This is a genomic window from Tundrisphaera macrotermitis (genome assembly GCF_051175315.1).
Lineage (GTDB): Bacteria > Planctomycetota > Planctomycetia > Isosphaerales > Isosphaeraceae > Tundrisphaera.
The window spans coordinates 3,937,188-3,949,396 of sequence record NZ_CP195100.1 but is presented as its reverse complement, the minus strand read 5'-3'; the positions used below and the strand labels follow the sequence as shown (position 1 = coordinate 3,949,396).

General features: G+C 72.1%; 6 protein-coding genes. 2 read left to right on the top strand and 4 right to left on the bottom strand.

Annotation, left to right across the window (positions count from 1 at the left end; genetic code table 11):
* Positions 1–172: 172 nt before the first annotated feature.
* Positions 173–6,262, top strand: a complete 6,090-nt coding sequence (locus TA3x_RS15865) for a GH36-type glycosyl hydrolase domain-containing protein (RefSeq protein ID WP_435015629.1) — start codon at positions 173–175, stop codon at positions 6,260–6,262.
* 25 nt (positions 6,263–6,287) lie between these two features.
* Positions 6,288–8,378, top strand: coding sequence for a hypothetical protein (locus tag TA3x_RS15860; protein ID WP_435015628.1), 2,091 nt, complete (start codon positions 6,288–6,290; stop codon positions 8,376–8,378).
* Positions 8,379–8,385: 7 nt separating this feature from the next.
* Here TA3x_RS15860 and TA3x_RS15855 read toward each other — a convergent pair whose 3' ends face one another.
* The 4 genes from TA3x_RS15855 to TA3x_RS15840 all read right to left on the bottom strand — a co-directional run bounded on the left by TA3x_RS15855 (position 8,386) and on the right by TA3x_RS15840 (position 12,208).
* On the bottom strand, positions 8,386–8,685 hold the full coding sequence (locus TA3x_RS15855; protein WP_435015627.1) for a hypothetical protein: 300 nt from the start codon (positions 8,683–8,685) through the stop codon (positions 8,386–8,388).
* 102 nt (positions 8,686–8,787) lie between these two features.
* A complete protein-coding gene (locus TA3x_RS15850; RefSeq protein ID WP_435015626.1) occupies positions 8,788–9,252 on the bottom strand; it encodes an alpha/beta fold hydrolase in 465 nt (154 codons plus the stop codon).
* On the bottom strand, positions 9,249–10,895 hold the full coding sequence (locus TA3x_RS15845; RefSeq protein WP_435015625.1) for a PPC domain-containing protein: 1,647 nt from the start codon (positions 10,893–10,895) through the stop codon (positions 9,249–9,251). The genes TA3x_RS15850 and TA3x_RS15845 overlap by 4 nt, the downstream gene beginning before the upstream one ends.
* On the bottom strand, positions 10,892–12,208 hold the full coding sequence (locus tag TA3x_RS15840; RefSeq protein ID WP_435015624.1) for a DUF1501 domain-containing protein: 1,317 nt from the start codon (positions 12,206–12,208) through the stop codon (positions 10,892–10,894). The genes TA3x_RS15845 and TA3x_RS15840 overlap by 4 nt, the downstream gene beginning before the upstream one ends.
* Position 12,209: the final 1 nt, after the last annotated feature.

Here is a 12,209-nt window from a genome sequence, read left to right as displayed (position 1 = left end):
GAAGTTCCGCATGCCGCGGCCCCGCCCCGGCGCGGCCATCGACTGGCGACGGCCACCGGGACGGGCTAGAATCGCCCGCTCTCCGTGGTCGTCATCGCCGATACCCGGTCCGGTCGCCTCGTCGCAGGGCGAGGGCGCACCGCCTCGCGGCCCTATCCAGGAGGTCGGGAGCTTGGTCAAGGAACGACATCGTGCCTCCGGGCGTCTCGCCTTCCGGGCCGCCTGGGCCCTCCTGCTGATCGCCGTGCCCGCCTCGGCCCGCGGGGACGGCCCGCCGATCCGCCTCTCGGATGCGACCGCGTCCGGGGTCTTCAACGTCGGCGACGCCCGGGCGACCGTCGACCGGGTGGAGCTTCCCCCCGACGCCGGGGGGACGGTGCTCCGGCTCAACTATACCCTACCCCGGGGCACGGCGGCCGGGATCTGGGCCAAGGCCTTCCCGCCCGGCCTCGATCCGAAATCGGTCGACCTGGTGCGCGTGGCCGCCGAGGCCCAGGGCCAGGGCGACCCGCCCCCTGTCAACTTCGCCCTGGAGATCAAGGGGACCCGGGGCACCCAGCGGATCCCGATCGCGCCGGGGGGCGATCCGAAAGGGTCGGAACACCCGATCGCGTGGGGGGAAATCGGCGAGGTTTCCGAGGTCGTGGTGTCGGCGAGCCGAACGGGCGACGCCGAGGTGGCCGCCGGATCGATCCAACTCGACATCCGCTTCGACCGGCTCTCCTGGATGGAAATCCTGGGCCGGTCGTCGCTCCCGGCGATGGGCCGGGCCCTGCTGGCCTCCGCCCTGGCCGCCGCGATCTTCGGGCTGATCGGCGCCGTGGTCGGCTCGCGGATGGCGGGCCGCCGGGGCCCGGCCCGGGACCTGGTCCAGGGGATCGGGACGGTGCTGGTGCTGGCCCTGGGGGCGACGATCTACCACCTCGGCGAGCCGGGGACGGAGCCGGGCTGGTGGCCGGTCGGTTTGGCCGTGGCCGGCGCGGCGGTGGCGGCCTGGTGGTCGGTCGGCCTGGCCGGCCGGTGGCCCACGGCGGCCGAGGCGTTCCGCGACGCTGCGGCCACGGGCCTGCTGGCCGCGGCATCGAGCCCGATGGCGATCCTCGAAGTGCCCGGGGCCTGGACCGACCTCGCCCGGCTGAGCGCCCTGGTCGCGGCGGTCGCGGCGATGCTCTACCACTTCGCCGACGCCGCGAGGCTGTCGACCGCCGGCCGGCACCTGGGAGCGGCGGCCGGGGCGCTGATCGTCGGCACGCCCTTCGTCCTGGGCTCGCTGGTCCTGCTCTCGACCGGCGGTTTGGTCTCCGACCTGGGCTCGCTGCTGTCGGCCGGGTCGCTGGCCGATCGGCCGGAATTGCTCGCCTCGCTCGGCCGGGTGGCCGTCCTGTTCGGGTTCAACGAGGCCGTGGCCTTCGGGCTCGGCATGGCCACGCGGGGGCATGGGCTCCGGTCGCTCCGGGGCCATCTCGGGCTCCTGGCGGTCGCGGTGCTGGCGGTGGTCGCCCCGCACGTGGCCGACTTCGGCTCCGGGGCGTGGGTCGCGTCGTATTCTGCCTGGGGGCGGTGGCCCCTGGCGGTGGCGACGGCCGCGTTGTCGCAGGCGGGATTGTGGGCCGAGGTCTACCTCGTCACCGGGCTCTTGACCGACGCCATCGGCGGCGTGGCGCCGTCGCGCGGTTCGACGCTGGCCCATCCCTGGACCGGCATGAAGAAGGGGGCGATCTACGCCGGGACCTACATCGGGATCCTCTACGGCCTGGGGGCACTGTGGACCGTGCCGGCCGTCCGGGGCTTCGCCCAGGGGATGCCGGTGCTGGCGGCAACGCTGCTCGGGATGCTGGCGTTCCCGCTGGTCAAGACGATCTTCGAGACCTTCGACGGCAGCCAGGGGTTTTTCGGCCGGGTGGCCCGGAGCTACCGCGACCCCCGGCTCTACGCCCGGGGCATCGTGGTGGGGCTGGCGCTCGGGCTGGCCCTGGCCTTCCACGTCGCCGGCTGGACGATGTCGGGGCGGGTCGCCTTCGGCCTGATCGCCGGGGCGCTGGCCTATGGCGGGGTCGACCTCGCAGCCGACACGCTCGGGGCTTCCAGAGGCCGTCGCCGGGTCGAGCCGGCCCGGTTCTACCTGGCCCAGGGCCTCCTGGGCGGGTTCATCGGCGCGGCGCTGGGGTTCTATTTCGACCTGGCGCAGGTGGCGGTGGTCGCCAGCAAGTTCCACCAGTACCTCGGCGTCCACACCGAGGCCTTCCCCTACGACGTCCGGCCGTTGCTGGAGCGGTGGGGGACGATCAACCTCGGCACCCAGACCGGCGGCGTCAAGCTCCTGTTCGACGAGGCGCTGGCCGGGGTGATCTCGTTCGCGGTGCCGGCCTGGCTGTTCGCGATCAACCGGACCTTCCTGGCCGCCTACTTCGAGGGTCAGGCGGCGCCGATCCGCTCTTTGTTCTCGCGGGCCGGCTCGGCCCAGCTGGTGCGGGACATGATCGGCGTCCTGCGCTGGGGCCTGTGGATGTCGCCGATCGTGAAGTCGTTCCTCCGGCCGATGGGCGACCCCACCTGGTACAACCAGGACGGCGCGATCCGGACCGGCTTCGCCATCGTCCACGACCTCACCTCCAGCCCCGACGCCTTCCGCGCCTGGAGCCTGAACGTCTTCGTCGCCCTGCTGGCGTATGACGCGGTCCGGGTCCTGATCTGGCTCGACCACTTCGGCCTGCGGGTGGCCACCCTGGTCAACCTCAGCTTCCTGGGCACCGACCGGCTCGACCACAAGCTCGCCCGGTTCCTGGCCCCGGCCTCCACCGCCCGCGTGATCCCGGAGGCGGTCAAGCGGTTCACCACCTGGGCCCCCCTGCTGATCCCCTATTACATCCCCCGCGGCACCGAGTGGGACGAGGCGTGGAACCGCTCCCAGGCGATCATCCAGGCCAACGCCGGGGGCGGCGTGATGGCCTCGTTCTACGCAATGCCCGCCCCCCGGCTGGCGGCGATCGCGGCCGGGGCGGCGCTGGCGGCCACGGCGGGGTTTGCGATCGCGCGGCTGATTCGGTCCCGGGCGGAACGACGCCGGCCGCGATCCTGGACCCTCCGCAACGCCGACTACGAACTGACCCTGTCCGCGACCGGCGGCGTCGTCGGCCACGCGACCGCGAGGGGGTACGACCTGTCGCGCCGGTCGTATGACGGGCTCGACCCGGCCGGGCGGGCATTGTTCCTGGTCGACGAGCAGGGATCGTGGCCGGTCGTTGGGCAGTTCCCGGGCGGGCGGGCCGGCGTCCCCCAATTCGAGAGGGCCGACGACGCCCTGCGGATCGTCCGCGAGGCCGATGGCCTGCGGGCGACGGTCACGATCCGGCTCGACGGGGCGGCCGAGGTCTGGGAGGTCGCCGTCGAGAACGCGACGGATTCGGCCCGGTCGGTGAAGGTCGTGCCCTACCTGGAGTGGGTGCTCAACAAGCCCGAGGCCGACCGGGGGCACACCCAGTACAACCGCCTGTTCGCCGAGATGGAGTATGCCGCCGGCCTGCACGCCGTGCTGGCCTGGGACAAGCACGCGAAGGCGATGGGCGTGCTGGCCTCGGACGTCGCGCCGGCGGGGTTCCTCACCTCAAGAGTCGACTTCATCGGCCGGGCCCGGTCGATCCGCTCCCCCCGGGCGCTGGAGACCCTGGCCTTCTCCGACCACCAGGACACCGACGCCCACCCCACCTTCGACCCGATCGGCAGCCTGCTCCTCCCCCTGAACGTCCCGGCGCGGGGCTCGGCCTCGGCCCGGCTCGTGTACGGACTGGTCGCGAACAAGCCGGAGGCGATCGCCCTGGTGGACCGCGTGCTGCAAATCCCCGGGGCCGCATCGCACCCGCCCGCCCGCAGGCGGAAGGAACGCCATTCGATCGGCCACGGCGAGATCCCGCCCGGCACGCCCCGTCCCTACTGCACCTACTCCGACGACGGCCGGACGATGACGGTCCGGACCCCGTTCACCCCCCGCCCGTTCGACCACACGATGTCCAACGCCCTCGGGCATGTCGTGTCGGTGACGAACCGGGGCTTCAACACCACGTCCAGCGTCAACGCCCAGCAGAATCGCATCACCCCCGACTGGTCCGACACCGTCACCCGCGAGGTCCCGCCCGAGGCGTTCTACCTCTACGACGCCATTTCCGAGGAGTGGTTCTCGCCCACCTATCACCCGCTGAACGATCCCGACGCGACCTATGAGACCGACTTCGGCGTGGACGGCACGGCCACCTTCCGCATGAGGAAGGGGGATATGGAGACCGAATTGACGGTGTTCGTCCCGCCCGATCGGCCGGCCGGCATCTACCGTCTGACCGTCCGCAATCGATCCGCCCGACGTCGCCACTTCGGCATCGGGGCCTACTTCCAGATCGTCCTGGCGGCGCAGCCCGAGTTCTCCGGGCCGCTTCGCATCGTGAGAGACGGCCTCTGCGAAGTGACGCTCACGAATCCGAGGAACACGTTCCGCCGGGGTCCTGTCTTCATCGCGACCTCGAAGGAGCCGAACAAACACGTCATCGAGACGTCCCGGGGCCGGTTCTTCGGGCCTGATCGTGACGTGGCACGGCCGGCGTTGTTAGCCGGCCAGCGATCCCATGTGACCTTTGATGACGATCGTCCGATCGCGGCACTGATCTCGCCGATGACGCTTAAAGGGAAAGAGGAACACACGATCATCGTCGAGTTGGGCCAGGCCGACACGACCGGCGAGGCCGCAGCGGCGCTGATCGTGAACCAGGAGTCGGCCAACTCCGCCCTCGAATCGACCCGGGCTTGGTGGCTGTCCTTGATGGAGACGGTCCGCATCCGGACGGGCAACCCCGAGTTCGACCACTACCTCGACTGGCTCAAGTACCAGGCGCTGGCGGAGCGGATCTGGGCGCGGCGGGGGTTCTACCAGGCGAGCGGGGCGTTCGGCTTCCGCGACCAGTTGCAGGACTCGGTGAACCTGATCTGGGCGGACCCGGCCCTGGCCCGGCGGCAGATTTTGCTCCACGCCTCGCAGCAGTTCATCGAGGGGGACGTGGTCCACTGGTTCCACCAGTTGCAGGACGGCCGGACCGGGTTCGTCGGCCGGTCGCACGCCTCGGACAACCTCCTGTGGCTGGCCTGGGGGGTCGTGGACTACGTCGGGGCGACCGGGGATGACTCGGTGCTCGGCGAGACGGCGACCTACCTCGGGTCCGAACTTCCCTTCCCGCCCCTGCCCGCCGGCAAGCACGGGATGGGGTTCGACCCGCTCCGCACGTCGCGCGAGGACACGATCTACCGCCACTGCCTCCGGGCCATCGACCTCGTGCTCGACCGCCGGATGGGCGCCCACGGCATCCCCCTGATGGGCACCGGCGACTGGAACGACGGCCTCGACGAGATCGGCAGCGAGGGACGCGGCGAGAGCGTCTGGCTCGGCCTGTTCCTCTACTATATCCTCGACCGGATGGTGCCGATCGTCGGCCGGGCCGAGGGGAAGGAGCGGATGGCCCATTACGAGGCCCGGCTCCGGGCGCTGGGCGAGGCGATCGAGACGACCTGGCGCGGGGACCGCTACCTCCGCGCGATCCACGACGACGGCACCGAGATCGGCGTCAAGGACAGCGGGATCTGGGAGATCGACGCCCTGACCGCGTCGTGGGCCGTGATGGCCGGGATCAACCCCGACCGGGCCCGCACCGTGTTCGAGACCGCCCTCGACGTGCTGGAGCAGGAGGACACCATCCTCCTGGGATGGCCCCCGTTGCGCGAGGACACCAAGCCCTACCTCGGCCGGTCGTCGTGGTATCCCGAGGGGGTCCGCGAGAACGGGATGTATTGCCACGGCGTCCAGTGGCTCGTCGGCGCCGCGCGGATCCTCGCCGATCAAGCCGCGGCCCAGGAACGGGCCGACGAGGCTCAACAGTATCGCGAGACCGCCTATCGCCTCTGGCACAAGATCGCCGCCATCGGCCACGCCGACCCGGAGAAGATCGAGATTTATGGCGGCCAGCCCAACAAGCAGGCGGCCGACATGGTGACGACCTTCGACCCCGGCCGGATGATCTGGAACGGCTACACCGGCGCCGCCGGCTGGATGTTCCGCCAGGCCATCGAGGGCGTCCTCGGCTATCGCCTGGAGGCCGGCCGCGTCGTCCCGCCCGCCGAGGGGGATGTCGTGGCCGCGCTGGGCCGGGCCGAACTGGCCCGCGACGTGTCCGTCAGCCCCCTGCCCGGCCCCCGCCCGGGCCCTTCGAACCCGAGCAAACCCTGACCAGCACCGCCCGAGGAGCCGACCGATGCGAATCCACTGGATGCGGGCCGCGCGACGGATCGCCGCGAGGGCGATGACCTGGCTCGCGGCGATCCTGGCCTGGCCGCTCGGCCCGGCCCTCGGCCAGTCCCGCCCCGAGCCCGCCCAGCCGCGCGGGCCGTTCCCGACCCTCCCGGCCGAGCACACGCACGCGCGGGATCTGCTCGCGGCGACGCTCCGCTACCTCGACCCGGCCCACGGGCTGGTCGACCCCGCCTCGGGCTATCCCTTCGAGGGCTGGAACCAGGACCCGCCCCGGGGGATGTTCCTCCGGTCGTTCACCCAGATCACCGCCATCGGCCTCTACATGGAGGTCCTGGCCAACGTCGCCGCCGGCCGGGCCGACTCCCCCCACATGAGTCGGGACGAGGCCGTCAAGCGGCTCGCCCACCTGGTCAAGACCCTGCGGCAGGACCAGCAGGACCCGACCCTGGCCGCCGAGGGCCTCCTGAGCAACTTCCTCGACCTCGCCACCAGCAAAAGGCTCGGCCCGCTGGCCTCGCACGTCCAGAAGGCGAAGGTCCTGGAAGCGTTCCCCCAGAAGGGCGCGGCGATCTGGGACGCGCTCGTCGCCGCCGGGTGGATCGCCCCCAGCCAGGACGGCCACGAGGCCGACGTGACCCGCAAGCAGGAGTACGGCGACCAGCACTTCAAGGGCCCGCTTGCCCCCTTCAACGACCCCGACACCCGCCGCAGGCTCCTGGCCATCCTCGACGCGCGGGTGGTCATGGTCATCTTCGGCGACAACTCCAACCTCACCACCTCGGCCGCCAAGACGATCGGCGCCCTGCTCGCCCCGGAGGTCAAGGACCGGCCCGGCATCGCCGCGATCCGCGACGAGCTGGAGCGGTTCCTCGCCGCCCAGGAGCCGGGCTACCGGCGGCTCTACGACCGCGAAGGCGGGCTGTTCTACTTCGGCTGGGACGTGACCCGCGACCGCCTGTTCGGCTGGGATGACCTTCAGGGCAAGCGCGTCATCGGCCACATGGACTACCTGGTCAACGAGTTCCGGGGCCCGGCCACGTTCATCGCCGCCCGCTACGGGATCCCGGCCGACGCGGTCGGCAACCTCGGCTTCAAGATGAAGTCCTACCGCGCCGGCGACGGCCGCGACCTGTTCGCCCTGGCCCCGTGGGAAGGCTCGGCGTTCCAGGGTTTCGGGCTCGGCCTGAGCCTGGGCGAAACCCATCGTCCCGGCTGGGACGCCCTGCTCCGGGATCTGGTCGACATCGAGACGGATTACTCGACCCGCCACGGCCTGCCCGGCTTCCTGTCCGAGTCCTACACCGGCGTCGGCACCCTCTACACCGGCTCGGTCGGCATCCCGGAGATCACGGTCAGCCCGAAGCCGAGGATCACCGACGCCGCGTCGCTCTACACCCTGGGCGTGGCCTACTCGGTCGAGCCGGCCAGGGTCGAAGCCTTCCTGAAGGCGAACTGGCCGATCGTCTCGTCCCTGCTCACCGACCACGGCCCCTGGGAAGGCTACAACACGACCCAGAAGGCCCCGATCCCGTTCCAGACCACCGCCCACACGCTGGCCCTGGCCCTGGGGCTGATCGGCCGGGGGTCGGAAGACCTCGGGCATTACCTCGCATCGAAGGGCCTGCAGGCGCGGGCCGATGCCTTCTTCGCGCCGGGGGCCGGGGCCGACCTGCTCGGCGGCACCAAGCCCCCGTTCGCCTGGACCGCCAAGGGGGACACGCTCGAATCCGGCCCGGATTCGGGGCGGTTCCGGGTCCATGGGAATCAGCTCAAGGAGGTCGGCATCGCCTTCGTCGCCCCCGACGCCCGGGGCTGGGACCTCTCGGGCGGCGTCCTCACGCTCCGCTACAAAACGGCGGGCGGGCTCGACCCGGTCTCGATCGAGTTCAAGCCGGAGAACCCGCCGCCCGGCCTGATCTCGCGGCAGATCCTCACCCGGCTGGCCGACGGCGAGGGCGAACTCCGCGTCCCCTTGCCCACCACGCCCGGCCTGGCCCGGATCAAGGAGGTGGTGATCTACCACGAACGGGACGAGAAGGTGCCCGCCGACCTCGCCATCACCCACTTCGCGATCCGGCCCCCTGGCCGCTGACCCCGGATCAGCCGACGGCCTCCAGGCTCTCGACCGCGACCTCGCCGTCCGCGGTCGAGAACCGGAGGTCGTCGCCATCCCCCTGGGACTGCGCCACGCCGGTGATCCGGTGCGACCCGGAGTCGTACACCGTCACCTTCCCGCCCCGCGAAACCGCCAGGCGGTTTGCTTCGCCGAAGTAGGCATACTTCAGGTCATCCTGCCCGCCCGACGTGCCGGGCTCGCCCAGGTCCCCGGGCCACCAGGGCTCCGGCCCCTTCATGGGCTCCAGGGGCTTCATCGGTTCCATCGGCTTCATCGGTTCCATGTCGGCTTCCGGGTCGGGGCCAGGTTCGAACCGGGCGCAACGTGCGCGCAGGATCGAGCCCGACCCAGCATCATCTCCCGTGCCGGGCCGCGAATCGTCCGCTCAGGCGTCGCGGCCCTCGCACGCCGCGAGCATCCGGGCCAGGGGCTCCGGGTCGGCGAGCCGGTGGTCGGTGCCGACCTCGATCAGGCTCGACGCGGGCAATCCGCTGGCGCGGATCAGTTCCTCGCTCTCGGCGAACGGGATCACCTCGTCGCCCCGCGAGTGGAGCACGACGGACCCCGGCCTGAGGGTGCGGGCGGTGCCCCACCGCTTCCAGGCCGGGCAGAGCAGGACCAGCCGGGCCGATCCCGACGCGATGTTCAGGGCCACGGCCCCGCCGCGCGACGAGCCGACGACCACGTCGGGGCGATGGCGGTCGAACTCGGCCTGCGCCACCCGCACGGCCGCGGCGAAGTCGTCGTCGTCGAGCGCCGGGTTGATGACCGTATGGCCGTGCCGGGCCAGGTACGACGGCTTCACGCCGCCGGGGACCGAGTGCCAGCCGTGGAGGAACAGGATCGTCATGGCGCGGGCTTCGCCATCGGCCGGGGCGTGAGCCAGGGCCGGTCAGTCGTGGCCTCGAAGTTGGCGATCGGGGCGCGGCCGGGCCGGGTGAGCGGCTCGGCGCCCGCCGACGAACGGCCGACGATCCGGAACGGGCCCGGCTTCGCCCCCGCCTCGGCCCGGAGGGTCAGCGTGACCGCCTTGGCCGAGTCGTCGCCGGGCTTCGAGGTCGCGGCGTCGGCCGTGATGCCGGGCGGGAGGTCGGCGGCGGCGATCTCGATCGGGCCGGCGAACCCGTCCCTGCGGGCGACGGTCACGGCGACCGTGGCGGGCTTGTCCGGCGCGGCCTCGAAGCGGTCGGCGGCCAGGGTGAGTTCGAAGTCGGGCCGTTCGGCCAGGATGCGGAGGACGTAGCCGAACCTCGTGCCGCCCCGCCCGTTCAGGTCGCGGACCACGATGTGGTACTCCCCGTCGGCCGGCGCCGTGAACCGGAGGGACGGGTCGCGATCCTGCCGGGCATCGTCGTTCTCGCCCAGCGTCTTGCCCGCCGCGTCCACCACCCGGACGACCGGGTCCAGGGGCCGGCCCAGCGACCGGGACTCGACCCGGAACGTCCGCTTCTCCCCCGCCTTGAGGGCGACGCGGAAGGCGTCCCGGTCCCCCGGCGCGTCGATCCGGCCGCACACCGCCCCGATGCCGGGGGCCGCCTGGGGATGGGCCAGGTCGTTGGGCTCCGCTTCCAGGATCACCGGCCCGGGCAGGCTGCGGAGGTCGGCCGTCCCCGCCAGGTCGGGGTGGAACACGTCCAGGGAGTCCGACCCATCATCGCGGGTGATCGGGGTCCAGGTGCTGCTGGACTCCGGCACGTTCGGCCCGACCAGCGTCACCGAGTCGATCACGTCGCGCGACACCGCGAGCGGGTGGGCATGGTCCAGGAAGCCGCCGGTGGTCAGGGTCAGGCGATAGACGAACGCCTCCCCCCCGGCGTAGCGGATGCTCTGGTCGGGCTTGCTCGGGAAGGCGAACACCCGGACCAGGTACTTGCCGTCGGCGGGGGCCTGGAACACGATCCGGGGGTCGATCCCCGCGAAATCGTCGTTTTGGGCCAGGACGAAACCGTCCGGGTTGGCGACCTGGAGCACGCCGTCCATCGGCGATCCGATCAGGCGATTCCCCACGAGGTCCGCCACCAGGGTCTGGCCCCGAGCCAGCGTGACCGCGAAGCCGTCGACGTCGCCGTTGCGGCCGAGCCGGCCGTTGATCGTCGCCGACGGGCCGGGGATCGGCTGGGCCCGCGCCGGGTCGTTGTTGGGCTCGGCCTCGGCCACTTCCGGGAGGGTGCCGACCAGGAACGGGCGCAGGTCGGTCGCCCCCTCCTCGTCGTACAGCCGGATCCAGCGCACGCCGGGCGGGGCGTCGGCGGCGACCCGGATGGTCAGCGTCCCCTTCTCGGCGGCCGGCTCGACGGCGAGGCCCGGGCCGTCGACCCAGACGCCGGCCGGCCAGTGGTCGAAGCTGCCCGACGCCTTGACGGTGGCCGTCTGGCCGCGGGCCGCGCCGGCCGGGTCCAGGAAGGCGAGCGTCGGCGGCTTGGCCTCGGCGGCCCGGCCGGTCGCGAGCAGGCCGCAGGCGGCGAGGGCCGCGATCCATCCCCGTCGGGTCATCCCATCAGTTCCCGGATCGGGGTCGGGTCGCTGACCAGGTAGGTCGGCCGCCCGCCCGGGGTGTAGAGGAACTTGCCGGGGTCGATGCCGAGCTTGGCGTAGACCGTGGCGGCGAAGTTCTCGGGCGACAGGATCCGCTCGCTGGCCGAGTGGCCGCGGGCGTCGGTCGCGCCGACCACCTGCCCGCCCGGGGTGCCGCAGCCGGCGAACAGGACCGACATGGCGTTGGCCCAGTGGTCGCGTCCGGCGTCCTTGTTGATCTTCGGGGTCCGGCCGAACTCGCCCAGGACGATCACCAGGGTCGTGTCCAGCAGCCCGCGCCGGTCGAGGTCCTCGATCAGGGTCGCCAGCGAGTTGTCGACGGCGGGCATCCGCTTGTCGAAGGCGTCGAAGATGCCGATGTGGTGGTCCCAGCCCCCCTCGTTGAGGGTCACGAACGGGACGCCCGCCTCGACCAGCCGGCGCGCCATCAGGCAGCGCTGTCCGAACGGGTTGCGGCCGTAGCGTTCGCGGGTGGCCTCGTCCTCGCGGCCGATGTCGAAGGCTGCCTGGGCCTCGCGCGAGCCCATCAGCTCGTAGCCCTGCTGGTAGTACTCGTCGAGCGCCACGGCAGGATCGCCGGCCGCGTCGTCGATGTGGCGGCGGAAGCGGTCGACGCGGGACAGGAGGTCGCGGCGGCGGCCGAACCGCTCGTCGGCCACGCCCACCGGCGGGGCCACGTCGCGGACCCGGAAGTTCTTGCCGTTCGGGTCGTCGGGCACGACGAACGGGGCGCACTTGGCCCCCAGGAAGTTGGGCCCGCCCGATCGGGTCATGCTCGGCAGGGAGAAGTACGACGGCAGCCCGCCCGAGGAGGGCCGCTCGTGGGCCGTGACCGAGCCCAGGCTCGGGTGGAAGCTGACGAACGCCCCGCAGCCGACCGGGATCCGGGGCGGCGCGCCGGTCATCATGTAGTGGTTGCCGGCGCCGTGGTTCCCCTGGTCGTGGCGGATCGACCGGACGACGGCCAGCTTGTCGGCGATCGACGCCAGCCGCTTCATCGGCTCGGCGAACCGGATGCCGGGGACCTTGGTGTCGATCGGCCCGAACTTGCCGCGGATCTCGGCCGGGGCGTCGGGCTTGGGGTCGAACGTCTCGTAGTGGCTGGGCCCGCCGTCGAGCCAGACCAGGATGCAGCTGGTCGGCCGGGCGCCGGGCGCGGCGGCGTGGCCCCGGAGCCGGAGCGCATCGACCAGGCCCCCGCCGACCAGGGCGGTCAGGCCGAGGCGGAGGCAGTCGCGGCGGGTCGTCGATTCGCAGTTTCGGTGGATCATC

Excerpts from the sequence above, each read along its gene's own strand:
- TA3x_RS15860 (WP_435015628.1), top strand. The coding sequence starts at position 6,288 with ATGCGAATCCACTGGATGCGGGCCGCGCGACGGATCGCCGCGAGGGCG.
- TA3x_RS15855 (WP_435015627.1), bottom strand. The coding sequence starts at position 8,685 with ATGGAACCGATGAAGCCGATGGAACCGATGAAGCCCCTGGAGCCCATG.
- TA3x_RS15850 (WP_435015626.1), bottom strand. The coding sequence starts at position 9,252 with ATGACGATCCTGTTCCTCCACGGCTGGCACTCGGTCCCCGGCGGCGTG.
- TA3x_RS15840 (WP_435015624.1), bottom strand. The coding sequence starts at position 12,208 with ATGATCCACCGAAACTGCGAATCGACGACCCGCCGCGACTGCCTCCGC.
- TA3x_RS15845 (WP_435015625.1), bottom strand. The coding sequence starts at position 10,895 with ATGACCCGACGGGGATGGATCGCGGCCCTCGCCGCCTGCGGCCTGCTC.